Source organism: Modicisalibacter radicis (genome assembly GCF_900961225.1).
GTDB lineage: Bacteria > Pseudomonadota > Gammaproteobacteria > Pseudomonadales > Halomonadaceae > Modicisalibacter.
Genome location: NZ_CAAHFN010000087.1, coordinates 1 through 23,258 on the forward strand (window position 1 = coordinate 1; position 23,258 = coordinate 23,258).

A 23,258-nucleotide genomic window follows, 5' to 3' on the forward strand; every position below is an offset into this window, starting at 1 on the left:
GGCGTTTTCGTGTGTACATCTTTCGTGTAGCGCTATGTCAATCGACGTTAAGCCGCAGATGCCAGGCATTCGTTTGCGCGCTAACTGTATGCCTACTATTCTAAAATAGTGGTGAAAACATAAATTAACCCATAAGAGGCACCAGGCATATGAAATTATCATTGAGCTATGATGCATCTCGTCTTACGAGAGATTACCTAGAGCAAGCTATTTCTGCTGCTGGCTCCAACACATCGATAAGCATCAGAACCACTCAGTTTTTTAGCAATGCTACAGTCGAAAAGCTGTTTAGCTTGGCGGGTGACACGAAGAGTTTAAGCGCGGATTACAATGGAGCACAAATTGACGATGGCGATTTGCAAAGCGCGGTGAGAGCAGCTGGTGATAAGACAAGCATTAGTGTCAACACGGCCCAGACGACTCGGATATCCTATTTGCTAGATGCTATCGGCTTAGCAGGAGATCAGAAGTCATTTAGCGCAACATTTAATGGGGCGCAGCCAACAGGTAATAACCTGGAGCGAGCAATAAAGGCATCGGGGCAAAAAACACGCATATCGATAAATACCGCACAATATCTAAACATAACTCACTTGCTCAGCCTCCTAGGGGTTGCAGGAAATAATAAAAACCTTAGCGCCGACTTTAATGGTGCGCAACTCAATGCTGGCATGCTTCAAGAAGCTCTTAATGCCGCAGGCGATAATACAAGCCTTAGTATTAATACTACCCAGGCGCTGTCTGAGCAACGCATAAATAGTATTTTACAGGCTGCAGGTGATACTAAGGCTCTTAGCGCTGATTTTAATGGCGCTCAGCTTGATACCGGCATGCTACAAGGAGCTCTTAGAGCTTCTGGCAACAATACAAGTCTTAGTGTCAATACTACCCAGGCTTTACCTGTGCAGCGGATACTCAATATCTTTCAAGCTGCGGGAAACATCAAACTCTTTAGTGCTGATTTCAATGGCTCCCAGCTTGACTCAAACATGCTTCAGGAAGCACTGAGAGCAGCTGGAAACAACACCAGTTTAAGTGTCAATACTGCGGGAGATATTAGTGTATCAACACTGCTTGATATAATTTCAGCAGCGGGAAATAACAAAAAACTCACGGCTGTATTTGATGGGTCAAGTTTGACCAGTGATCACCTACAGCAAGCTGTAAATGCAGCAGGTAATAATACGAGGATAATAGTTACCAATGCCTATTCCACCCCCATTGACACCATCTTGGATATCATTTCTTCGGCCGGCTAAACTCTGGCTCTGTGGGTGATTCATATAACCACCCACAGGCTTGTTTCTCATTCTCTCTGGCTATCAATTGACCTAAGTTCGCCATTAACAAAGCGAAGATATAGGTACACACCATTTTTCGGCCCATATACCCAGCGCTCAACCCTAACAGCGCCTTTCACAATGCGCCCATTTATTGTTTCAGGAGGAGAGACTTGCTTCCATTTGGGCTCGCCGCAAATTCTGGCCACATCAAATGTTAAGTCACCTATGCTTACTAAATCACCATTGCAGCGCATCGCATGAGCAGGCCTTGCAATACTGGATATAGCTAACAAAAAAGCTACTATAGCGACATGAACATATCTAGCCATCATAATGACATTCTCTCTTGGCACAGCCAGCTTTTAAGAGCGTAATTCCAAACACTATATCTCAGCCCTGTGTTGTAGCCATCGAGCGTAGCTGCTGGTCCAGCTTACCAATAACTAAGGGTGGTTTCAGGTTAGCGGGATCAATTCACCCCCACAACCAAAGCTATCTCAATATGGTTTCCTTATCCATCAGGCTTCTGCCAGCCGGAGTGTCACGGCCGCATTCTTACCACACCTCCTATTGATGCGCTGGATGCTAGGGAGACGCTCTATCCGCTCGCACTCAGCGCACGTCAGGCTGCGTGAGTCTTGATCAGACGGAGGCAAGCGAACCGCAGCCGCACCCATGCTCCATCAAGCTTGCCGATCTCGATAATGCCGCCTCAAACGCACTCGGCGCCTTCCCTTGGGAGGCGCCGAGTGTCGTTCTGGGCCTGCTGGCGTCGTCAGGGCGCGCCCAGCAGGGCCAGCAGGTCGCTGGCGGGGCGTGTCTCCAGGCTCATCACTACCTCGCGCAGCCGTGTCGCCCGTTCGCCCAGCACGGGCTCGGCCAGGGCGTCGTACTTTGCCAGCAGTTCGGCATCGGCGAGCGGGTTGGTGGGGTTGCCGCGCGCCTCGCAGGCCGGGCTTTCCAGGCGGGTGCCGTCATCCAGGTGCAGAACGGCACTGGCCCAGCGCTCGGCGGGGAAGCGGGCGTTGAAGTCGTCGCTCTCGCGAATCTCGACACACTCGGCGAGGCGCGCCAGCGCCGGGTCGCCCAGCCGCTCGGTGATGCCGTCCACCGCCACGGTGCCGGTGGCCAGCGCGCAGGCCACCGGCCAGGGCAGGCTGTACTGGGCCTGCTCGGTGGTGGTCGGGTGCGTCACGTGCAGGCGCTTGCCCTCGTGGAAGGTGACGATTTCGATGCGCGCCACCCGTTCGGGGTCGAGATCCGCCGGACGGGCGGCCAGCACGGCTTCCACCGCCGGTTGGGCCCAGCGGCACACCGGGTAGGCCTTGAAGTACTGTTCGTGGAGGTACCAGCGCTCGCCCAGGTCTCGCCAGATGGCGGCGACATCCTCGTCCGTCACGCTCACCGCCGGGGCGCCGGTGAAGCCGTCCTCGGCCAGCAGCGCCGCCGAGATGCCGGTCATCGCGCCCCAGCCGGAGCCGTCCTTGACCATGGTGGGGTGATCGATGCAGCGCATCATCTGGCTGCGCGGGCCGTAGAACTCGGCGATGCCCAGGGCCTCGTGCAGTGTCGCCCGCTCCAGGCCCAGCAGGTGCGCGGCCACGGCGGCCACGCCCAGGGCGTTCCAGGCGCCGGAGGTGTGGTAGTCCGGGCTGGTGGCATGCAGGGCGATCCCCGCGCGGGTGGCGACTTCGTAGCCGAGTACAAGCAGGCCGAGAAACTGCCGCCCGCTCAGCGATGCGACCTCGGGCAGGGCCAGCAGCCCGGGCAGGATGGCGACCCCGGCGTGGCCCTTGGTCAGCACCTGGCCGTCGTGGGCGTCGAGGGCATCGATCAGCCAGGCGCCGTGAAGCGCGACGCCGGCCGGCGAGGCATTCCCCTCGGCGAACAGCAGCGGGCGGTCGCCGCCGTACTGGCGGGTGGCGAAGCGTCGGGCGTGCCGGGCGAGCGGGGTGCGCGTCGCCCCGGCTGCCACGCCGACCAGGTCGAGCAGGCAACGCTTGGCGTGCTCGTAGTGGCGGGCCTCCAGGCGCTCGGGGTCGAAGTTGTGAATCCAGTCGAGTGGGGCGGCAGCGGCCATGTGGGTTCCTCGGGTTAACGGTAGCCGTCCATCAGGCGGCGAATCAGCGGCGTGTCGGCGTCGCGCAGGGTCGGCAGTTCAAAACGCGCGCGGGCGATGGCGGTGCGCGAGAGGGTGGCGTCGATCAGCCCTTCGCCGGCTTCGGCCTCGGCGAGCGTCTCGCCGCGCGGGTCGAGGATGCGCGAGCCGCCCCAGAAATGATGATCGCCTTCGGGGCCATAGCGGTTGGCCATGACCACCGGCGTGCCGTAGGTCATGGCGTAGAAGCGCAGGTTCAGCGCCCAGTTGGCTTCGTTGGAGAAGGTCTCGCTGACGATCGCCGAGGCCGAGTTGATCGGCGCGCACAGCACGCTCGGCCGGGGCAGCAGCGCCGCGTGCACCAGGGCGGGGTTCCACAGATCGGCGCAGATCAGCGAGGTGGCCGTCCACCCGGGGCGTACCTCGGTGCTGGTGAGGGTCTCGCCGTGGGTGAACCACTTGCCCTCCTCCAGGCCACCGTAGGTGGGCAGGTTGAGCTTGCGGTGGATGGCGACGATCTCGCCGGCGTGCAGGGTGGCCAGGGCGTTGTAGTACTCGCCGGGGCTCGCTTCCTCGACGAAGCCGACGATCACCTGCATGTCGCCGGCGTGCCGGGCCAGTTCGAGAAGACGCGGGTCGTGGCGGGGGCAGGCGACGTCGAGCACCCGCGGGCCCAGGGCGTAGCCGGTCAGCGAGAGCTCGGGGAAGACCAGCAAATCCAGCGCCCGCGCGCGTGCCTCCCGGATGTGCCGACGATGGGTATCGAGATTGGCGTCGACATCGCCCAGCACGGTGTTGATCTGGGCGCTGCCGACCTGGAGATGGTCCTGATAGTGCATGCTTGAGGTTCCTTGACACGAAAGCCGCCCCAGAGGGCGGCTTCGTCGTTACCGGTACACCCGTCGCGGCTTAGAGCAGGTCGTTCTGTTCAAGGAAATCCTGCGCGACGTTCTCGATCGACTCCTTGTCGACGTCGACGCGGGCGTTGAGCGAGGCCATGGTTTCGGCGTCGAGCATCCCGGAGAGGGCATTCATCTGCTCGGCCAGCTCGGGGTTGGCCTCGAGGGTTTCCTCGCGGGCCACCGGGGTCAGCGAGTAGGCGGGGAAGTAGTTCTTGTCGTCCTCGAGGACCGTGAAGCCGAAGGCCGGGATGCGCCCGTCGGTGGCGAACACCAGCGCGACATCGACCTGCTCGTCGCGCAGCGCCGGGTAGGTCAGGCCCGAGTCCATGCGCTTGACGTTCTCGCGGCCGAAGCGGAAGTCGTAGGCTTGCTGGAGTGGGCGCAGACCATCCTCGCGGGCGTAGAACTCGGCGTTCGAGGCGAAGGTCAGGGCCTCGCCCTCGTTGATGGCGGCCGCCAGGTCGGAGATCGAGGCGATCCCGCGCTCATTGGCGTCGCTCTCGCGCATTGCCAGCGCGTAGGTGTTGTTGGCGTCGGAGGGTTCGAGCCACACCAGGCTCTTTTCGGCATCGAGTTCCTTGACCTTGGCGTAGGTCTCCTCGGCGGTCAGGCCCTCGGCGGACTCGTCGTTGTAGTTGATCAGCGACGTGCCGGTGTACTCCCAGTAGAGATCGATCTGGCCGTTCTCCTGGGCCTGGCGCAGGATGGCAGAGCCCATGCCCGCGCGCTTGGTGACGTCGTAGCCCAGCCCCTCGAGGTACTGGGTGGTCATGCTGCTGAGCAGCTGCTGTTCGGTGAAGTTCTTGCCGCCGACGACGATCTCGTCGGCCTGCGCCGTGGCCATGCCGGTGGTCAGGGCCAGGCCGGCCATCAGGGGGATCAGGTTGCGTAGCATCTTGTCTCTCCTGCTCTGGGTTGTTGTGATCGTGAATCTTTACAGTAGTCCGTGCTCGGCGAGGAAGTTCTGGGCGACCTTCTCGGCGGACTGCTTTTCGATGTCCACGCGCGAGTTGAGTCGGGCCATGGTCCGGTCGTCGAGCAGGGCGGAAACGCGGTTCATCTGCTCGTCGAGTTCGGGGTTGGCGTCGAGCGTCTCCTGGCGGACGACCGGGGTGAGTGCGTAGTTGGGGAAGAACTGGCGGTCGTCTTCGAGAATCACGATGGGCAGCGAGGGTATCTGGCCGTTGGTGGCCGTGGTCATGGCGACGTCGACCTCGCCCTGGGTCAGCGCGCGTAGCGTCAGGCCCTGATCCATGCGCTTGACGTTGGCGCGTCCGAAGCGAAAGCCGTAGGTCTTCTGCAGCGGCCTCAGGCCGTCATCACGGGCGTAGAACGTGGCGTTCGAGGCCAGCGTCAGCTCGGCGTCGTCGTTGACCGCAGCCGCCAGGTCCGAGATGGTCTCGATGCCGAGCCGCTCGGCGTCCGCTTCGCGCATGGCCAGTGCATAGGTGTTGTTGGCCTCGGAGGGCGCGAGCCACACCAGGCCCTTCTCGGCGTCGAGTTGCTTGACGCGCTGATAGGTCTGCTCGGGCGAGAGTTTCTCGGTCACCTTGTTGTAGCTGATCAGCGAAGTGCCGGTGTACTCCCAGTAGAGGTCCACCTGGCCGTTCTCCTGGGCGCGGCGCAGCACGGTGGTGCCCATGCCGGAGCGCTGGTCGACATCGTAGCCCAGATGCTCGAGATACTGGACGGTCATGCTGGTTAGGATCTGCTGTTCGGTGAAGTTCTTGCCGCCGACGACGATCTCCTCGGCCTGGGCGGTGGCTGTGCCGATACCGAGCGTGAAAGCCATGAACAACAGCGTACGAGTCAGGTGTTTCAACATGCGAGTTACCTTGTCGAAAGAATGAACGGGCCGCGAAGCTAGGCCCGGCCGGGATTGACGCCGCGCGGAACGAGGAGGAAGGCGATCAGCGCGACCAGGGCATCGACGACCACGGCCAGCAATGCCGTGGGAATCGCGCCGGACAGCATCATCACGGTGTCGTACAGGTCGATGCCGGTGAAGATCAGCTCGCCGAGCCCGCCGGCGCCGATCAGAAAGGCGAGCGGCACCGTCCCGACGTTGATGGCCAGGGCCGTGCGCACGCCGGCGAAGATTACATAAAGCGCATTGGGCAGCTCGACCCGGAACAGGCGCTGGATGGGCGACATGCCCAGCCCCGCCGCGGCCTCCATCAGCGCCGGCGAGACGCCCTTGAGGCCGACGTAGGTGTTGCGGGCGATCGGCAGCAGGGTGGCCACGAACAGCCCGAACACCGCCGGCACCGTGCCGATGCCGAGAAAGCTCATCGACAGCGCCAGAACGGCGAGGGTGGGGATGGTGGTGCCCACGTTGAGCACCTGCATCAGCGATTCGGCATAGCGGTCGACGCTCGGGCGCGACAGCACGATGCCCAGCGGCACGGCGACCAGAATCGCCAGCCCGCCCGACACGGCGGTCAGGAACAGGTGCTGAGCGGCCAGGTAGCGCACGTCGGGGAGGTAGAAGATGAACTCCTCGATCATGCCGCTGCGCTGCGCCCAGACGCCGGCCAGAAACAGCGCGATCGCCAGCAGCCAGCGGCACACACGTTGCAGCGAACGACTCGGCATGGGCTTACTCCTTGGTGGCGGCTTCCGAGCGGATCGACGCGCTGTCCCCGGGGCGCGAGCGGTAGCGCGAGCCCAGGTGGTGGGTCATCGCCCGCTGGGTGATGTGCCCGCAGACCCGGCCGCGCGCATCCACGCAGGGCATCCAGGTGGTGTCGTTGGCGAACATCTGCGAGGCGACCTTGCGCAGGTCGTCGTCGAGCTCGGCCACCGGTGGCGCGACCTGGAAATGATCGCGGCAGAAGCCCCGGGTGGTGCGCGCTACCGAGCGCGTGACCATGCCGGCCGGCTCGTTGCGGTCGTTGATCATCAGGATGGCGTTCTGGTAGCCGTACTCGTCGATCCGCGACAGCGCGGTCTCCAGGGTGTCGTCCGGGCGCACGGTGCCCAGGTCGTCGGAAAACACCTCGCGGACCTTGACCAGGTTGAGCCGCTTGAGCGCGCGGTCCTCGCCGAGGAAGGACTCGATGAAGGCGTTCTTCGGCGCCGAGAGCAGGTCGTCGGGCGGGGAGTACTGGACGAGCTTGCCCTCGCGGAACACCGCGATGCGGTCGCCCATCTTGATGGCTTCGTCGATGTCGTGGCTGACGAACATGATGGTTTTCTTGAGCTCGGCCTGCATCTTCAGGAATTCGTCCTGGATGACCGCCCGGTTGATGGGGTCGATGGCACCGAACGGCTCGTCCATCAGCATCACCGGCGGGTCGGCCGCCAGCGCGCGGGCGACACCGATGCGTTGCTGCTGGCCGCCCGAGAGCTCGCTGGGGTAGCGCTTCAGAAAGGCCTCGGCGTCCATGGCGATCATGTCCATCAGCTCGCGGGCGCGCTTCTTGTAGGCGGTCTTGTCCCAGCCCAGCAGGCGCGGCACCACGGTGATGTTCTCCTCGATGGTCATGTTGGGAAACAGCCCGATCTGCTGGATCACGTAGCCGATGTTGCGGCGCAGGTCCTGGGTGTTCATGCCGGTGGTGTCCTCGCCGTTCAGGAACACCTTGCCCGAGGAGGGGCGGATGATGCGGTTGATCATCTTCAGCGTGGTCGTCTTGCCGCAGCCGGAGGGGCCGAGCAGGATGCAGATCTCCCCCTCGGGCACTTCCATGTTGATGTGGTCGGCGGCCACGACCGCCCCCTTGGGCGTGTCGAAGACCTTGGTGAGGTTATCGAGTCGTATCATGGGGAAACCCTTGTCGAGTCAGCAGTGGGCGCGTTCACATCGCGCTGGCGTCGCGTTCCATGCCCTTGGGGGTCAGGCGCTTCTGCAGGGCCAGCAGGGCATAGTCGACGGCGATCGCCAGCAGGCTCACCGCGATCGACCCGACGATCAGCTGGCGCGGGTCGGACTGCGAGATGCCGCGACTGATCAGCGTGCCCAGGCCGCCGGCGCCGATGTAGGCGGCGATCGCCATGACGCCGATATTGAGCACCACGGCGGTGCGCACACCGGCCATGATCACCGGCACGGCCAGGGGGATCTCGACCATGCGCAGGCGCTGGTTCTGGCTCATGCCGAGGCCGCGGGCGGCTTCGCGCAGCGCCGGGTTGACGTTGTTGATCGCGGTGTAGGTGTTGCGGATGATCGGCAGCTGCGAATAGAGCAGCACGGCAATCACGGCGGGCACATAGCCGATGCCGTAGCCGAAGATCGACAGCAGCGGAATCATCACCCCGAACAGCGCGATCGAGGGGATGGTCACGATGACCGAGGCCAGGTACAGCACGCCCTTGGCCAGACGCTCGTCCTTGGTGATGGCGATGCCGATCGGCACGCCCGTCAAGGTGGCGATGCCCACCGCGACCCCGACCAGCGAGATGTGCTCCAGGGTCAGGTCGAACAGCAGCTCGAGGTTATCGAGGACGTATTGTATGAGTTCCACAGGCATTGCCCTCTACGAGCCCCGGGGACGAGGCTCCTTTCATGAGCGGGTAAATTTCTGGATAGGCTGGCGTTTTATAATTTCGAATTATTCGCCGAGCATAACACGCTTTTTCAGCGCTAAAGATGGGTGGTCCATTGGGATGTGAAATGCTATTCATTTTGAACGCTCATGGTGCTATGAAAGTATGAAATCCTGGCCACGGACCGTATCCTTTAAATACTGAAAACAGTTATTTATGCTCCGACAATTCAACGGAGAACCGCGGCCATGAGTGCTTCCACTTCTCTCTACCGAGTCGGCGCCGCCCAGATCAATTGTGTGCTGGGTGACCTGACACAGAATTTCGATACGCACCGCCACTGGATAGCCAAGGCCCGGGAAACGGGCATCGATGTGCTCGTCTTTCCCGAGCTTTCGTTAACCGGCTATTCGTTGATGGCGCAGACGCCGCATGTGGCCATGGCCCGCGACGATCCCCGGCTTCTTGAACTGGCCCGGGCCTCGGGCGAGATGCTCACGGTGGTGGGTTTCGTCGAGACAATCGCCCGCGGGGAGTACGCCAATGCCGCCGCCCTGCTCAAGGGGGGCGAGGTCATCGCCGTGCATCGCAAGCTCAACCTGTGCACCTACGGCGGCCACGAAGAGGGCAAGCACTTCACCCCGGGCAAGCGCCTGACGCTCGCGTCGCAACGCTCGCTGTCGTGCGGGGTCATGATCTGCGCCGACCTGTGGAATCCGGGGCTGGCCCATGCGGCGATGCTGGAGCGCCCCGATGTCCTCCTGGCGCCGATCAATGCCGCCGCCGGCCTGGTCGACGGCGACTTCGACGACGAAGGCAACTGGCTGACCTGCCTGAGCTTCTACGCCATGATGTATGCCACGCCGATGGTCATGGCGCACCGCTACGGGCCCGAGGGCGACGCCTGGTTCTGGGGCGGCAGCTGTATCGTCGGCGTCGACGGGCGGGTCGTCGCGCGGGCCCCGGACGGCGAGGGGCTGATCAGCGCCGATATCGACCCCGAGGCCATCGCCGCGGCGCGTTACGCCCTGCCCACCCATCGCGATGCCGACACCCCGCTGGTGGCCTCGCTGCTGGCGCGTCGCCTGGAGCACGAGCGTCGCGGTTGAGCCCGGCCCGCTGGCGCGACCCTTCAGTGCCGATCCTGGCGGACATAGGGCTTGCCGAGGGCGGCGGGCGCCATGCCTTTTTTCGAACCGGACCAGGCGGTTACCAGCAGCACGGCGATGGTGAACAGGTAGGGCAGCATGTTCATCAGGTAGGTCGGAGCGGGTACGCCGATCGCCTGAAGGCGTGGCAACAGGGCCTCGATGGCGCCGAACAGGAAGGCGCCGGCCAGGGCCTTGAGCGGGTCCCAGCGGGCGAATACCACCAGTGCCAGGGCGATCCAGCCGCGCCCGGCCACCATGTTTTCCACCCAGATGCTGCTGCTTGCCACCGACAGGTAAGCGCCGCCCAGGCCACATAGCGCGCCGCTGGCGGTGATTGCCGCCAATTGCTGAACCTGCACCTGCACGCCTGCCACGTCGGCACTGGCGGGGTCTTCGCCCACGGCGCGGATTTTCAGACCGGCTCGGGTACGTTCCAGCAGCAACCAGAGCGCGACGCTTGTCAGCACCGTGAGATAGACCAGGACGTCCTGGTTGAACATCAGTTGGCCGATCAATGGCACCCGATCCAGTACCGGTAGATCCAGCGGCTGCAGCCCTTCGAAACTCTTGTGGACGTAAGGCCGCCCGACCACGCCGGCGATCCCCAGCCCCACGGCCATGGTGGCCAGGCCGGCCAGTATCTGTTCGCAGCGCATGATCACCACGGCAAAGCCGAATAACAAGGCCAGTGCCGCGCCGGCCAGCACGGCGCAGACGATGCCGATGGCCGGGTTGCCCAGTGTCAGTGTCAGTACCGCGGCGGTCATGGCGCCCAGCGCCATGTAGCCCTCGGCGCCCATGTTGAGGACACCGGCGCGCTCACAGAGCACCAGCCCCATGCTCGCCAGCGCGAGAGGGATGGCGAAAGCCGGTGTGCTGCCCAGCCAACTGGTGATGAACGGTTCCATATGACCTCGTGCGCTTAAGCGGGCTGTTTTCTTGACGGGATCAACAGTGATACGCGGTAGCTGCGGAAGAACTGAATCATCAGCAGCGTCAGCAGCACGATGCCCTGGATCAGTACCACGATGGCGTCCGGAATGCCGTAGAACACCTTCAGCGTGCCCCCAGCGTTGTAGATGCCCGCCAGCACGATGGCCGTGGGCAGTACCGCCAGCGGATTGAAGCGGGCGATAAAGGCGATCACGATGCCGCTGAAGGTGGTGTTGATGCCGATGGTCTGGGTCAGGCGATGTTCGACACCGGTCACGATCAGGCCGCCCGCCAGTCCGGCCAGCGCGCCGGAGAGGAGGATCATCAGCGTGATGGTGGCGGTCACCGGAATGCCGGCGGCCAGCGCCGCGGGGCGGTTGTGGCCGATGACATCGACGTAGAAACCGGTTCGGCTCTTCTGCACCAGAATCGCCATCAGCAGCGTGATACCCAGGGCGATATAGAGGCCCGAATGGAGGTTGCCGAACCCCAGGCTGGCGAGTTGCTCGCTGTCGTCGTAACGGGGCGAGACCGGAAAGCTGTTCACCGGATCCTTCCAGGCGCCGAACAGCAGATGCTGCAACAGCAGGTAGGCCACGTTGGACAGCAGCAGGGTGACCACCAGCTCGTTCACGCCGGCCTTCAGCTTCAATATCAGCGGTACGGCGATCCACGCCGCTCCCGCGATGGCGGCGGCGATCAGCATGGTGGGCAGACGCAGGGAGTCGCTGCCGACATCATTGAGTGCCACCAGAGTCGCGCCGATGGCACCGAGCCAGAGCTGGCCTTCGATCCCCACGTTCCAGAAGCGCAGGCGCATGGCGGCGGTGGCGGACAGCCCCACCAGGATCAGTGGCACCGCCAGCGTCAACGTCTGTGCCAGCCCCATCGCGCTGAAAAAGACCTGGATCACCAGGTCGTTCAGGAGGGTCGATGCGGGCGCGCCGGCGGCCAGCAGCACCAGCAGGCCGCAGGCCAGGCCGATAAGCAGGCCAAGGGCATAGGTGGTGGTCGAGCGCAGCGTGCTGATCCGCTGGCGCCGCTCGAGAGTCAATCTGACGCTATTCATGGCCCAGGATCAGCCTCCCTATATCAGCGGCACTGGCATCGCCGGGCAATTCGCCGGTGACCCTGCCGGCGCTGACGACACAGATGCGGTCGGACAGCGCCATGATCTCTTCCACGTCTTCGCTCACCAGCAGGCAGGCGGCACCGCCGGCGGCGGCCTCGCGCAGGCGCTGATGGACGGCCGCGGCGGCGCGTATGTCCAGCCCGCGTGTCGGTGAGTGGGCCAGCAGCAGCTTCATGCCGCTGTCGATCTCGCGGGCCAGCAGGACTTTCTGTGCGTTGCCGCCGGAAAGCAGCCCCATTCGCCCCCGAGGCCGGGCACCGGCGATCTCGTGCCGTTCGATACTGGCCTTGGCTTCGCGCGCCATGCGGCGACGGTTGAGCCAGAGTCGCCCGAAGCGGCCGCTGACCACCGAGGTCAGCGCCAGGTTGGCAGCGATGTCGAGGTCCGACACCAGTGCGCTGGCCATGCGGTCGGCGGGAATCACGCGCAGGCCCAGCTTGCGTCGCTGTCGGGGTGACAGCCCCAGCGCATCGGCGCCGTCGACCATGACACTGCCGGCGCTGGCCGAGCGGAGGCCGCAGAGCGTTTCCACCAGTTCATGCTGGCCGTTACCGCCCACACCGGCCAGGCCCAGGATTTCACCGGCGCGCACGCGAAGGCTCACGTCGTTCAGCGCTGGTGCGCCGTCGTCGCGTTGCGCATGCAGGTGGGAGACGGCAAGCAGATCCGGCCCATGGGGCCGGACACTGCCCGGGGCCTTGTCCGGACTGACGCTTGATGCGGAGGCGCCCATCATCAGGCTGGAGATCTTCTCGATGGACAGGTCGCCGGTATCCAGCCCGGCAGCCACGGTCTTGCCACGGCGCATGATCGTCACGCGATGGCTGAAGCCGACTACCTCGCGCAACTTGTGGGTGATCAGGATGATGCTGCGGCCCGATTCCGCCATGCGACGGATAGCGCCGAGCATGGAGGAGGCTTCGGAGTCGGTCAGCACGGCGGTGGGCTCGTCCAGGATCAGGATGCGTGCACCCAGTGCCAGCACCTTGCAGATCTCGGCACGCTGCTTCTCCGCCACGGATAGCTCGCCCACCGGGCAATCGGGGTCGAGCGTGAAGCCGATCTCCCTGGCTGTGGCCAGCAGTGTGTCGCGGGCGGTGGCGCGGCGTTTCAGCCCCGGGTGATCATCGGCGGCGAGCAGCAGGTTTTCCGTCAACGTCAGACGGTCCACCAGGCGGAAATGCTGATGGACCATGCCGATGCCATGGCGCGCGCTGTCGACGGGCCTGGCGATCTTCAGCGGCTTGCCTTCCAGTTCCAGGGTGCCGGCATCGGCGCTGTACACGCCGATGAGGATATTCATCAGGGTCGACTTGCCCGCCCCGTTCTCACCGAGCAGGGCGTGAACCTCGCCTTTGGCGAGTTCGAAGGACACCGAGTCGAGAACTCGGTGAACATCGAAGCTCTTGTCGATGGCGCTCAGGGTCAGCAGGGCGGAACCCTGACTCATTGGCCGCCCCCGACCGTGCCCTGGACCAGGTAATCCATCGCCCAGAGCTGCTCATCGCCGAGGGATTCGCCGCCGGGCAGTTTCTCGGTGCCGTCCTGGGCGACCAGCGGCCCATCGAACGGGGTCAGCTCACCGGCAATGATGGCGGCGCGCTTGTCGGCGACGACCTGCTTGACCTCGGCGGGTACGCTGTCCGGCAGCGGGGTGATATCCACGACACCCTCGGCGATGCCGGGGAAGGCGCCGTTGCGGTTGGGTTCCCAGGTGCCTGCGGCGATTGCCTCGATGGTGGGGATCAGGTACTTGTCCCAGTGGAAAACCACGGAGGTGAGGTGCCCCTTGGGCGCCTGCGCGCTCATGTCGAGCTGGAAACCGACGCTGTAGGCATCCGCTTTCTCCGCTTCGGTGAAGGGGGAGGCGGAGGACAGGTTGTTGGCGATGACTGAGGTGTCCTGCTCGAGCAGCGACTTGGTGGCCTGCCCCTCCTTCACCGGGTCCCACCAGGAGTTGGTGTATAGCACCGAGACGGACGCATCCGGGTTGCTTACCCGTACGCCACGAGCGAAGCCGTTGATATCCCAGTTGACCACGCTGACCGGAAAGCCTGCCAGCATGCCCAGCCTGTCGTTGTCGGCCACGGCGCCGGCCGCGATGCCTGCCAGATACCAGCCTTCGTAGGTACGGGCGTAGAAGCTTTCCAGGTTGTCGGAATTGGTCGTGCCGGAAGCGTTCACGAATGCCACATGCGGGTATTTTTCGGCCGCTTCGGCAATGCCGTCGGAGTAGCCATAGGTGGTGCCGACAATGATATTGAAGCCGCGCTGTACATATAGGTCGATGGCGTTCTTCAGGGTGCTGGCGTCTTCAGGAATGCTTTCCGCCACGGCAATCGGGTAACCCAGCTCATCGGCAACCTCCTGGCGGGCGTTGTCTATCGCCTCGTTCCAGCCACCGTCGCGGGCGGTGGCGGCATAGATGAAGGCGATCCTGGGATCGCCTTGCAACTGGAAAGGCTCGGCCCGGGTCGGGTTGGCAAGCAGCAGGCTGCCGGCGATAGCGGCCAGCGAGAGCACAGGGGGCGAAATCGGGTTACGCATCGAAGGGGGTCTCCGGGTAGGGGGCGGACTCGACGGCAGCGGTCCTTCAGGACTGCTCTTCCGCGCTGCGATGGGCATAGGTTTCGTTGAAGCGCGACTGGATGTAGTCGCTGGCCTTGATCGGTTCGAACTGCGCGGGCCAGTCCTCGTTCTGGCACGAGGGCAGGACCTCGATCATGGCGTCGGAGTCGGGGCCGTAGAAAAACGGGATGGAGTAGCGCTGCTTGCCGGATCTATTGATGGCGCGATGCAGGGTGGAGGCGAAGTAGCCGTTGGTCCAGCGCGCCATCAGATCGCCGACGTTGACGATGAATGCGCCGGGGATCGGTGGGGCCTGAATCCACTCGCCGGCACAATTCAGTACCTGCAGCGAGGGGATCTCATCGGTACAGAGGATGGTGAAGCATTCGTAATCGGAGTGCGGGCCGATGCCGATCTGGTGCTCGTCGATGGGGCCGTCCTGGCTCGGGTAGGATAGCACCCGCATCTGCGCCATCGGTTTGGTGCTCAGCGGCGCGAAGAAGTCCTCTTCCAGATCCAGCGCCAGCGCGAAGGCGGAAAAGATCTTCTGGCCGAAATCCAGTACGGCGCCCTGGTAATCCAGCAGCGCCTCCTTGAAACCGGGCAGGTTCTCCGGCCACTGGTTGGGGCCGTAACCGAACTTGCCGGCCATGACGTCGGGATCGTCTTCCGGCAGATCCAGCGCGATATCGAAGCCCTCATGCAGGTCGCCCAGACCTTCAATATTGGTGTTCTCTTCCAGCAGGCCGGTATAGCCGCGAAGGTTTGGAGAATTGGCGATATCGACCTTCATCTTTTCTTCGAGCGGCAGATCGAAAAATTGATGAGCGGCTTTGAACGTCCGGTCGATCACTTTCTGTGGAACGCCATGGCCCTTGGCATAGAAAAAGCCCACCTCGGTGCACGCCTTGCGCACCGCTGCGCCGACAGCATGGCGAGCGTCCACGTCATCGCGGTACATGGCGGAAAAATCGATGACCGGTATTGACGAGAACGGGACAACGAGGCTGTCGAGGTCGCTGCTGTTGACGGCGCGGGGGCCGTTGCCGGTGAGCACTGTGGCCATTGTCGATTCCTGATTGGGTTCCGGTCGGAGCATTGATTGACTGTGCACGTTGTTCGTCGAGTGACCGGCCAGATGGATTGCGTTCAACTTGTCTTTGCAAGGTGCGTACCAAATGGGGGAAGGCCTGGAAGGAAAAATCCAGTAGTGGGAATTGAACAGTTAGCTACCGATAGGATTGTGCATGTTGCCCAATCAGGGCTTGGCGGCCTGCAGGCGTCGTCCGGTTCAGTCGGGAGCGCCTCGGCCTGGAAAGCACGGTCATGCCTGGTTGGAAACGGGTGCGCGGAATTGGCGCGCTAGATCTCAAGAATGGGCCGGCATGGTGCGCCGGCCCGGTGTGAGTCACGCTGAAATATAGCGTTCGCTGGTTACCCGCGAGGGTTCACGCTGCATGATGATCTCGCCCTGACGGACCGAGAGCAGGACTTCACCCTGGTTGCGCAGCACGCTGTAGTCGTCTTCCCCGTCAAGCAGGATGAAATTGCCGGGCCTGCCGGTTTCGATGCCGTAGCGATCCTGGATGTTCAGGGTGCGGGCGCTGTTGTCGGTGATCAGGTCGAGTGCGCTCTCGAAGTCGCGATAGCCCATCATCTGGCAGATATGCAGGCCGAAATCCAGGCTGCGCAGCAGTTTTCCATTACCGAGGGAGTACCAGGGGTCGAAGATCGAATCCTCGGCGAAGCAGACGTTGATACCGGCGTCACGCAGCTCCTTGACTCGTGTCAGGCCGCGACGTTTCGGGTAGCTGTCGAACCTGCCCTGCAGGTGGATGCTTTCCGTGGGGCAGGAGATGAAATTGATGCCGGAGTTCTTCAGCAGACGGAACAGTTTGGAGCAGTAGGCGTTGTCGTAGGAGTGCATCGCCGTGGTGTGGCTGGCGGTGACGCGCGGGCCCAGCTCGTTGAACAGCGCTTCGCAGGCGAGTACTTCGAGAAAACGGGAGTGGGGGTCGTCGATCTCGTCACAGTGTACATCCACCAGGCGGTCGTACTTCCTCGCCAGCCCGATCACCGTCTTCATCGATTCCACGCCCAGCTCGCGGGTGTACTCGAAGTGCGGGATACCGCCGACCACATCGGCGCCGAACTCCAGCGCCTCTTCCATCAGCTGTAAGCCGTCGGGAAAGGAGAGCAGACCATCCTGGGGAAAGGCGACCACCTGTAGATCGATCTTCTCCTTGAGTTCGTCGCGCAGGGTACAAAGGGTCTTCAGGCCTATCAGGCTGGGGTCGGAGATATCCGCATGGGTGCGGATATGCTGCACGCCGTTCCGTACCAGAAGCTCGATGGTGTCCAGTACGCGGCGACGAATATCGGCCTCGTCCAGCATCGGCTTGCGTTCGCTCCAGCGCTCGATGCCCTCGAACAGGGTGCCGCTCTGGTTCCAGTTGGGTTCCCCGGCGGTCAGCGCCGCATCCAGGTGGATGTGGGGCTCCACGAAGGGTGCGCACAGCAGTTTGCCGCCGGCATCGATGGCCCCTTCGGGGCAAGCGATGGCGTCGCCTTGTTCGCCGATCCGGCCGAATAGCCCATCGGCGATCTCCAGGGTGTGGAGCTGGGGTTTGTGCCGCAGGCGGGCGTTAACGATTTTCATGAGAACCTCTTCAATGATCCCTCGCCGTGGGGAGCTGGCTGTCGATATCGTGATGCTGAAATAGAATCTGCTCGATCAGCAGGGCGTTCTGCAGGTTGAGCCGCACGAAGGCATCGCCAAGGCGATGGTCGATCAGTTGCTCGATCCGTTTCAGGCGGTGTCTCAAGGTGTTGCGGTGGACACCCAGGCTTTCGGCGGTCTGCTGCTGGTTGCCGAACAGATTCAGGTACTGGGTCAGGGTTTCTTTCAGCTGCAACGACCGGTCATCCCGGGCGAAGCAGAGGCTGCCAAGCTGCTGCTGGCAGAACTGGGCCAGCAGGTTGCGCTGGGGGATCGCCGCGAACAGACGGGCGATGCCCAGCTGGTCGTAGAAAAACAGCCGCTGGCCACCGTGCTGCACGGCAAACTGCACCGCCTGCCGGGATTGCTCAACGGCGGATGAGAGCTGGCTGAGCCCCGGCTGCAGGTCGCTGGCGCCGGCATAGAGTGTCAGCTCCGGCATCCGGCTCTGTAGCTGGCTCAGCGCGGCGTCAAGGTCGTCGGACAAGGCGCTGGCGTGGTTCCTGTCCGCGGGCCAGATGGCGATCAGATCCTGCTCCAGCACCAGTACGGGCCAGTCGATGCCGCGTCGTTTCAGCAGCTCGCCGAATTGTTGTTCCAGTTGGTTGCGCTGATGGATCAGTTGCCAGCGCTGGTCGGGATCCTCGCTGAGCAGGCGCTGGTGAAAGGCCGAAAGGCGCACGGACACCACCGCATAAGGACGGTCGTCGTTCAGGCCCAGCTCGGCGGCGCGCAGGTGGATGAGCTCCGGCGCGTCGGCGAAGCCGTTGATCAGTCGGGTCAAGAACAGCTTGGTGGACTGGCCGATCAGGTTGTCCTGAACGATGGCGTTACTGATCACCTCGGTCACCAGCACCATCTTCAGCGAGTAGGGCTGCTCGAGAATCGGGAAATTGAGCGAGTTGGCGAGATCCAGAACACCGGCGGGGATCTCGCGGATATACTCGGGGCCGGTGAGTATCACCAGTCCCGCGACCTGGTGTTCCACCGCCTCGTTCACCAGTTGCTTCAGGTTGGCTTCGCTGCGATGCAGGTTGATACCGGTGACGAATACCAGCTCGCCGCCCCGCACCCACGCCGCGATGGTGTCGTTTTCCGCGACATAGGGCCAGCGAACGGGGCGGTTTCCGCCCTGCAGGCCAGCCCGGAAACGGATTTCCTCCAGGCCGGGCAGCCGCGGTATCTCGGCGCAGGTTATCGCCATATCAGTCTTCGGCCGGGCCCGGCGCTGGGCTGGCGAGCGGCAGCTTCAGCAGGATGCCGTAGCACAGGGCCGCGGCGATGACGCCCACCAGCGGCGGGAGCACCGGGGAGAAGTAAGCCATCCCGGAGGCGATCGCATAGGAGGCCAGGCCGATCCAGTTGAAGGCGGGCAGGCTGACGTCGGCCAGCTTCGGATACCGGCCCCCATGGTTGAGCCAGAAGTCCGCCATGATCACGCCGCCGATCGGCGGGATGAAGGTACCTAGCAGCACCAAAAACGGAATCAGCAGGTTGTACATGCCGCCCACGGCCAGCACGGTGCCGATGGCGGCGCCGGCCACGGTGACCACCTTGCGCTTGTCGGTGCGCAGCAGGTTGCAGCCGGCCACGGCGAAGTTGTAGATGGTGTTGTCCTGGGTGGTCCAGATGTTGAGGAACAGCATCAGAACGGCGAGCACCACGAAGCCCTGAGCCAGCATCACATCGACGATATCGGCCTGCTGATAGATCATCGCGCCCAGTGCGCCGGTCAGCACCATCAGGCCGTTACCGACAAGGAAGGCGGCCAGTGTCGCGATCACGGCGATCTTCGGCGTGCGGGCGAAACGGCTCCAGTTGGTGGCTTGGGTGCCGCCGCTGATGAAGGTGCCGATCACCACGGTGATGGCCGCGGCAAAGCTCATGCTCTCGGAAGGCGTCTGGCCCGCAAGACCCGAAAGCCCCCCGACATCCACCATGCCGGTGTAGAGGCTGATCAGGATGAACAGCAGCATCGCCGGTACGGCAACGCGGGAAAGCAGGTCCAGCCCGCGGAAGCCGATCATCGCGGTGACGCAGAAGGCAAGGCCGAACAGCACCATCAACGGAGTCTCGAGCGACTCCGGCAGGCCGGTGGTCTTTACCAGCACCACGGCGATGGTGGCGGTGCCCCAGGCATACCAGCCGATCTGGGTAAAGCCGAGAACGAAGTCGGACAGCTTGCTGCCCGCCTCGCCAAAGCAGAAACGCCCCATCAGCACGGAGTTGAGACCGCTCTTGCAGGCGATGTAGGCCAGTGCCGCCGCGTAGGCGCCCAGCAGCAGGTTGCCGACAAGAATCACCCACAGCAGCTGGCCGAACGAGAAGGCGCTGCCGAGTGATCCGCCCGCCCACATGGTGGCGGTAAAGAAGGTAAAGCCGAGCAGTACAGCCGAGGTGGAGAGCAGCCCTTTGCGTTCGCTGTTGGGCACTTCGCTCAGTGGATAATCCGAGGTTTCCATGGCGTTCTCCGCAGAAGTTCGCATAAACGATAGAGATACCCTTTTCCAGACCTCCCATGAAGCAAGGTTCGTTCCAATGTTCAGGGGTATGGCCAAGACTGGATGGGGTTGTCGCTTCCCGATCGGTGGCGTGTCGATAACCTGTGCATTCTGCACAAGCAGGGCCAGGAGGTAGAGAGGTTTCTCCTGTCACACGCTGTTCTTGCGCTGCTCTGGTTCAGGGAATGCCCCATCAAGGGGCGGATATTCCATGCGTGCGGCGAAACGCCGTGCCGTGGAGACGATCGAGGAAAGGCCTTCGAATACAAACGCCCGATGCGGTGCATCGGGCGTCCCGGGGTAGCTGTTCCGAGGTTGGGTGCCAGGCTTTTTTCGGACTGGACACCCGGTGGCCTTAGTTCCAGCATCGCCGGCGCCGTGATCCAGCGCCGATCGATGAAACGCTCCCCGTTCTCGAACGCCTGCAGGCGCGCCTCCAGGTAGAACCACCACCGCCCAGCTTTCGGTGTGCGCTTGCCAGTCGCCGCGCTGGAAGGTCTGGCGCCAGCTCTTGCGGCGCTCGGCGATACTGCGTTAAAAATCAGCTCGGGCGCGAGTCCGATCAAAATGCTCATTTACACCCCGTAAACTGGTGCGCCAGCCCGGTCCGTTTTCGCTGATTTTTGCCTTGTCTGACCTTCGCTCGTCGACTTTTCAGACAGTGCCTGGAGAAGTGACGATACGCGTTGAGTGTGCCAGGATATTGTACATGTCGGCTGGTCAGGCTAGAATTGTACAGTAAACAGTACAGGAGAGAGGGCCGATGAGAATTATTTCCTTCACCGAGGCTCGCAATAGCCTCAAGGCAGTACTGGATAACGTGGTCAACGATGCCGACACCACGGTCATTACGCGTCGTGATGCCGAGAACGCGGTGGTAATGTCGCTTGACTATTACAATGGCCTGATGGAAACGGTCCATCTGCTGCGTTCCCCTGCCAATGCCGAACATCTGAATAAGTCAATTGCACAATACAAGGCTGGAAAAGTCGCCGAGCGTGAGTTGATGGATGGGGATGAATAGTCGCTTGCTCTGCTGGACGCACGAGTCATGGAAAGACTACCTCCACTGGCAAAGTCAGGATAAAAAAACCCTCAAAAGAATTAACAAGCTGATTTCTGACGTGAAGCGCTCCCCCTTTGAGGGTATTGGTAAACCAGAACCTCTCAAGGAAAACATGACGGGGTTCTGGTCACGCCGTATCGATGAGACCAACCGTCTGGTATATGCCGTGGATGATGTCGCGATAACGATCATATCCTGCAGGTATCACTATTGAACATAAAACGCCCGAGGCAGCGCCTCGGGCGTTCTGACGCTATTAATCGTCATCTCGTTTCATGGACCGGACATCCCCTGGCATTACACCCAGCATCGCCGGCGCCGTGTGATCCAGCGCCGATCGATGAAACGCTCCCCGTTCTCGAACGCCTGCAGGCGCGCCTCCAGGTAGAACCACTCGGCGTCGCAGCTCAGCGCCGCCCAGCTTTCGGTGTGCGCCTGCCAGTCGCCGCGCTCGAAGGTCTGGGTCCACGCCTTGCTCATGCGCGCGGTGGCCGGGTCGGCGGGGTCGATCGCGTAGCGTTCGTCGGCACTGGCGCGGTTGACCAGCCCGTGGTCATAGGCGATCTCGCCGAAGTCGTCGACGATGGCGTGCCGGGTGTCGCCTCCGGTCTGGGACAGCGTGATGTCGCGGCGCTGGGTGGCGTCGCGGTTCACCCGGTGACGCAGCGGGCCCGAGAACACCGCCGGTTCGAAGCGCACCGGGGGCTCCTCGTGCGAGGCCCGGCACGGCAGGCCGAGACGGCAGGCGCTTTCGAACAGCGTCAGGGTGACCGGGTAGGGGCTGGGCCAGACCAGCGGCCAGTAGGCGGTGGTCACGGAGACCCGAATCCTGTGGCCCGGGGCGAAGCGATGGCAGGCCTGGTTGAGGGTGACCCGGACATCCAGGGGCGTGTCGGTGGGCACGTCGGTGGGCGTGACGTGGCTGTCGCGGTGGCACAGGTTGAGCACACCGTAGGAAACCCGTTGCGAGATGCCCTCGGGGGAGACATCGCACAGCCGCACGATCAGGTTGGCCCTGGGCTGGTCGACGCCGAGCCGCAGGTCGAGCTGCGGCCGGCCGAGGATGACGGTCTCGTCGGAGAGCGCCGGGGTGTCGTAGACCAGCGAATGGGCATCGTCGCCGCGCTGATCGCCGGCTATCTCGGGGCCGCTGCAATGGGGGATGTACTCGCCGCACTGGCGGCCGTTATCGGCGGGTGCTTGCAGCCTTGCTGTGCCGGGCGGCGGCGCCGAGCGCGGATCGTCGTGCAGCCCGCCCGCCGCGAGAGATAGGCCCCGCGTCGTGACGAAGGGGCTGGGCCAGCGGCTCTCGGCCAGCCATTGCCCGGGAATCTGGCGGCAGTCCGGGTCGGCGTTCGAGAATTCCTGGCAGTACACCCGGTAGAGCGGCTCATCCATGATGCCGGTGGGCTCGTCCTTCAGCCAGTGGTCCCACCAGCGCAGCGCCTCCTGCAGGAAGCCGATGGTCGGCCCGGGTATCGCCACGTGGGGATAGGCGTGCGGCCAGGGCCCGACGATGCCCAGCCTGGGGCCCTGGGCGTGCTCGAGCAGTTCCGCCACGAAATTGACGTAGGCGTCGGCCCAGCCGGTGACGCCCAGCACGGGCGTGGTGAGATCCTGGTAGCGCTCGCAGACGGAGCCGTGGCGCCAGTAATCATCCCGGGTCTGGTGGTCGAACCAGGTCTCGGCGACGAACGGCTGGTGGGTCAGGCGGTGGCGCCAGAGCGCCCGCCAGTCCTCGCGCAGGGCGGGATCGGGTGGCCGCGACATGAACGACAGCGACGAGGCGGCCCAGCCGAAGTGCTCGTTGAGCACGCAGCCGCCCTTGTAGTGGACGTCGTCATGGTAGCGGTCGACCGTGGCCCCCACGGCGATGATCGCCTTGAGCGCTGGCGGCTGTTGCGTGGCGACCTGGAGCGAATTGAAGCCGCCCCAGGAGATGCCGAGCATGCCCACGCGCCCCGAGCACCAGGGTTGCTCGGCGATCCAGGCGATCGCCGCGATGATGTCGTCCTGCTCGCCCTGCAGGTACTCGTCGTGCAGCACGCCGTCCGAATCGCCGCTGCCGCGCAGGTCGATGCGCAGCGCCGCGTAGCCGTGGCCGGCGAAGTAGGGGTGCATGCGCTCGTCGTCGGCGCTCGTTGCGTCGCGCTTGCGGTAGGGGATGCACTCGATGATCGCCGGCACCGGATGGCGATCGGCGTCGGCGGGCATCCAGGCCCGCGCGGCGAGCCGCGTGCCATCGGGCAGGGGAATGAAGAGTGCCGGATCCTCGACGATGGCATGCGGGAAATCACGCACCTCGTCTGCCTGGGGCGTCAGACCGCTGGGAAACATACGAAAACTCGCTGACTGGGTGGCAGCGCCAGGACGGCGCTGCCAGTAAACGGTGAGGCGTGTTTGCAGGGCTTGCCTGC

Annotated in this window: 21 protein-coding genes; 4 read left to right on the forward strand and 17 right to left on the reverse strand. The window is 63.2% G+C overall.

The genetic code is table 11. The annotated features are described in order from the left end of the window. The first annotated feature begins 149 nt into the window (after positions 1-149). Complete coding sequence (locus HR9077_RS15935) at positions 150-1,259, forward strand: hypothetical protein (RefSeq protein WP_136068052.1); 1,110 nt, start codon at positions 150-152, stop codon at positions 1,257-1,259. Between the two features lie 47 nt (positions 1,260-1,306). On the opposite strand, the gene HR9077_RS22495 is transcribed toward HR9077_RS15935, so the two are convergent. The 8 genes from HR9077_RS22495 to HR9077_RS15975 all read right to left on the reverse strand — a co-directional run bounded on the left by HR9077_RS22495 (position 1,307) and on the right by HR9077_RS15975 (position 8,749). Then, positions 1,307-1,615 carry a DUF2845 domain-containing protein gene (locus tag HR9077_RS22495; RefSeq protein WP_210725946.1) on the reverse strand — a complete coding sequence of 103 codons (309 nt, stop codon included), beginning with the start codon at positions 1,613-1,615 and terminating at the stop codon, positions 1,307-1,309. A 443-nt stretch (positions 1,616-2,058) separates the two neighbouring features. Continuing rightward, on the reverse strand, positions 2,059-3,363 hold the full coding sequence (locus HR9077_RS15945) for an MmgE/PrpD family protein (RefSeq protein ID WP_136068054.1): 1,305 nt from the start codon (positions 3,361-3,363) through the stop codon (positions 2,059-2,061). Between the two features lie 14 nt (positions 3,364-3,377). Further along, positions 3,378-4,220 (reverse strand): nitrilase-related carbon-nitrogen hydrolase, encoded by an 843-nt coding sequence (locus HR9077_RS15950; RefSeq protein ID WP_136068056.1) that lies wholly within the window; start codon positions 4,218-4,220, stop codon positions 3,378-3,380. 70 nt (positions 4,221-4,290) lie between these two features. Further along, on the reverse strand, positions 4,291-5,178 hold the full coding sequence (locus HR9077_RS15955) for a glycine betaine ABC transporter substrate-binding protein (protein ID WP_136068058.1): 888 nt from the start codon (positions 5,176-5,178) through the stop codon (positions 4,291-4,293). A gap of 39 nt (positions 5,179-5,217) precedes the next feature. After that, positions 5,218-6,108, reverse strand: coding sequence for a glycine betaine ABC transporter substrate-binding protein (locus HR9077_RS15960; protein WP_136068060.1), 891 nt, complete (start codon positions 6,106-6,108; stop codon positions 5,218-5,220). Between the two features lie 38 nt (positions 6,109-6,146). Then, on the reverse strand, positions 6,147-6,878 hold the full coding sequence (locus HR9077_RS15965) for an ABC transporter permease (RefSeq protein ID WP_136068062.1): 732 nt from the start codon (positions 6,876-6,878) through the stop codon (positions 6,147-6,149). 4 nt (positions 6,879-6,882) lie between these two features. Beyond that, a complete protein-coding gene (locus HR9077_RS15970; protein ID WP_136068064.1) occupies positions 6,883-8,049 on the reverse strand; it encodes an ABC transporter ATP-binding protein in 1,167 nt (388 codons plus the stop codon). Positions 8,050-8,083: 34 nt separating this feature from the next. Continuing rightward, positions 8,084-8,749: an ABC transporter permease gene (locus tag HR9077_RS15975; RefSeq protein ID WP_136068066.1), complete on the reverse strand. Its 666-nt coding sequence runs from the start codon at positions 8,747-8,749 to the stop codon at positions 8,084-8,086. Positions 8,750-9,019: 270 nt separating this feature from the next. On the opposite strand from HR9077_RS15975, the gene HR9077_RS15980 reads away from it, so the two are divergent. Continuing rightward, complete coding sequence (locus tag HR9077_RS15980) at positions 9,020-9,880, forward strand: nitrilase-related carbon-nitrogen hydrolase (RefSeq protein ID WP_136068068.1); 861 nt, start codon at positions 9,020-9,022, stop codon at positions 9,878-9,880. Positions 9,881-9,903: 23 nt separating this feature from the next. Here HR9077_RS15980 and HR9077_RS15985 read toward each other — a convergent pair whose 3' ends face one another. The 8 genes from HR9077_RS15985 to codB form a co-directional block, all read right to left on the reverse strand. Further along, a complete protein-coding gene (locus tag HR9077_RS15985; protein ID WP_136068070.1) occupies positions 9,904-10,830 on the reverse strand; it encodes an ABC transporter permease in 927 nt (308 codons plus the stop codon). Between the two features lie 14 nt (positions 10,831-10,844). Further along, positions 10,845-11,924 carry an ABC transporter permease gene (locus tag HR9077_RS15990; protein WP_136068072.1) on the reverse strand — a complete coding sequence of 360 codons (1,080 nt, stop codon included), beginning with the start codon at positions 11,922-11,924 and terminating at the stop codon, positions 10,845-10,847. Further along, positions 11,917-13,437 (reverse strand): ABC transporter ATP-binding protein, encoded by a 1,521-nt coding sequence (locus HR9077_RS15995; protein ID WP_136068073.1) that lies wholly within the window; start codon positions 13,435-13,437, stop codon positions 11,917-11,919. The genes HR9077_RS15990 and HR9077_RS15995 overlap by 8 nt, the downstream gene beginning before the upstream one ends. Continuing rightward, positions 13,434-14,534 carry a BMP family ABC transporter substrate-binding protein gene (locus HR9077_RS16000; RefSeq protein WP_168380974.1) on the reverse strand — a complete coding sequence of 367 codons (1,101 nt, stop codon included), beginning with the start codon at positions 14,532-14,534 and terminating at the stop codon, positions 13,434-13,436. The genes HR9077_RS15995 and HR9077_RS16000 overlap by 4 nt, the downstream gene beginning before the upstream one ends. A gap of 46 nt (positions 14,535-14,580) precedes the next feature. Beyond that, positions 14,581-15,708, reverse strand: a complete 1,128-nt coding sequence (locus HR9077_RS16005) for an isopenicillin N synthase family dioxygenase (RefSeq protein WP_210725947.1) — start codon at positions 15,706-15,708, stop codon at positions 14,581-14,583. A 255-nt stretch (positions 15,709-15,963) separates the two neighbouring features. Further along, positions 15,964-17,214, reverse strand: coding sequence for a cytosine deaminase (gene codA / locus HR9077_RS16010; protein WP_136068077.1), 1,251 nt, complete (start codon positions 17,212-17,214; stop codon positions 15,964-15,966). A 10-nt stretch (positions 17,215-17,224) separates the two neighbouring features. Continuing rightward, on the reverse strand, positions 17,225-18,478 hold the full coding sequence (locus HR9077_RS16015; protein WP_136068078.1) for a PucR family transcriptional regulator: 1,254 nt from the start codon (positions 18,476-18,478) through the stop codon (positions 17,225-17,227). Position 18,479: 1 nt separating this feature from the next. Beyond that, positions 18,480-19,736 carry a cytosine permease gene (gene codB / locus HR9077_RS16020; RefSeq protein ID WP_136068079.1) on the reverse strand — a complete coding sequence of 419 codons (1,257 nt, stop codon included), beginning with the start codon at positions 19,734-19,736 and terminating at the stop codon, positions 18,480-18,482. A gap of 802 nt (positions 19,737-20,538) precedes the next feature. Between codB and HR9077_RS16025 the strand changes: the two genes are divergently transcribed. Together HR9077_RS16025 and HR9077_RS16030 are read left to right on the forward strand one after the other, a co-directional pair. Next, positions 20,539-20,799: a type II toxin-antitoxin system Phd/YefM family antitoxin gene (locus HR9077_RS16025; protein WP_136068081.1), complete on the forward strand. Its 261-nt coding sequence runs from the start codon at positions 20,539-20,541 to the stop codon at positions 20,797-20,799. Beyond that, positions 20,792-21,055: a Txe/YoeB family addiction module toxin gene (locus HR9077_RS16030; protein WP_136068083.1), complete on the forward strand. Its 264-nt coding sequence runs from the start codon at positions 20,792-20,794 to the stop codon at positions 21,053-21,055. Before HR9077_RS16025 ends, HR9077_RS16030 begins: the two co-directional genes overlap by 8 nt. A gap of 83 nt (positions 21,056-21,138) precedes the next feature. Here HR9077_RS16030 and HR9077_RS16035 read toward each other — a convergent pair whose 3' ends face one another. After that, on the reverse strand, positions 21,139-23,178 hold the full coding sequence (locus HR9077_RS16035) for a CocE/NonD family hydrolase (protein WP_136068085.1): 2,040 nt from the start codon (positions 23,176-23,178) through the stop codon (positions 21,139-21,141). Between the last annotated feature and the right edge of the window lie 80 nt (positions 23,179-23,258).

Bases quoted from the DNA above. Each gene is read 5' to 3' on its own strand.
- HR9077_RS15935 (WP_136068052.1), top strand. From the start codon at position 150: ATGAAATTATCATTGAGCTATGATGCATCTCGTCTTACGAGAGATTAC.
- HR9077_RS22495 (WP_210725946.1), bottom strand. From the start codon at position 1,615: ATGATGGCTAGATATGTTCATGTCGCTATAGTAGCTTTTTTGTTAGCT.
- HR9077_RS15945 (WP_136068054.1), bottom strand. From the start codon at position 3,363: ATGGCCGCTGCCGCCCCACTCGACTGGATTCACAACTTCGACCCCGAG.
- HR9077_RS15950 (WP_136068056.1), bottom strand. From the start codon at position 4,220: ATGCACTATCAGGACCATCTCCAGGTCGGCAGCGCCCAGATCAACACC.
- HR9077_RS15955 (WP_136068058.1), bottom strand. From the start codon at position 5,178: ATGCTACGCAACCTGATCCCCCTGATGGCCGGCCTGGCCCTGACCACC.
- HR9077_RS15960 (WP_136068060.1), bottom strand. From the start codon at position 6,108: ATGTTGAAACACCTGACTCGTACGCTGTTGTTCATGGCTTTCACGCTC.
- HR9077_RS15965 (WP_136068062.1), bottom strand. From the start codon at position 6,878: ATGCCGAGTCGTTCGCTGCAACGTGTGTGCCGCTGGCTGCTGGCGATC.
- HR9077_RS15970 (WP_136068064.1), bottom strand. From the start codon at position 8,049: ATGATACGACTCGATAACCTCACCAAGGTCTTCGACACGCCCAAGGGG.
- HR9077_RS15980 (WP_136068068.1), top strand. From the start codon at position 9,020: ATGAGTGCTTCCACTTCTCTCTACCGAGTCGGCGCCGCCCAGATCAAT.
- HR9077_RS15985 (WP_136068070.1), bottom strand. From the start codon at position 10,830: ATGGAACCGTTCATCACCAGTTGGCTGGGCAGCACACCGGCTTTCGCC.
- HR9077_RS15990 (WP_136068072.1), bottom strand. From the start codon at position 11,924: ATGAATAGCGTCAGATTGACTCTCGAGCGGCGCCAGCGGATCAGCACG.
- HR9077_RS15995 (WP_136068073.1), bottom strand. From the start codon at position 13,437: ATGAGTCAGGGTTCCGCCCTGCTGACCCTGAGCGCCATCGACAAGAGC.
- HR9077_RS16000 (WP_168380974.1), bottom strand. From the start codon at position 14,534: ATGCGTAACCCGATTTCGCCCCCTGTGCTCTCGCTGGCCGCTATCGCC.
- codA (WP_136068077.1), bottom strand. From the start codon at position 17,214: ATGAAAATCGTTAACGCCCGCCTGCGGCACAAACCCCAGCTCCACACC.
- HR9077_RS16015 (WP_136068078.1), bottom strand. From the start codon at position 18,478: ATGGCGATAACCTGCGCCGAGATACCGCGGCTGCCCGGCCTGGAGGAA.
- codB (WP_136068079.1), bottom strand. From the start codon at position 19,736: ATGGAAACCTCGGATTATCCACTGAGCGAAGTGCCCAACAGCGAACGC.
- HR9077_RS16025 (WP_136068081.1), top strand. From the start codon at position 20,539: ATGAGAATTATTTCCTTCACCGAGGCTCGCAATAGCCTCAAGGCAGTA.
- HR9077_RS16030 (WP_136068083.1), top strand. From the start codon at position 20,792: ATGAATAGTCGCTTGCTCTGCTGGACGCACGAGTCATGGAAAGACTAC.
- HR9077_RS16035 (WP_136068085.1), bottom strand. From the start codon at position 23,178: ATGTTTCCCAGCGGTCTGACGCCCCAGGCAGACGAGGTGCGTGATTTC.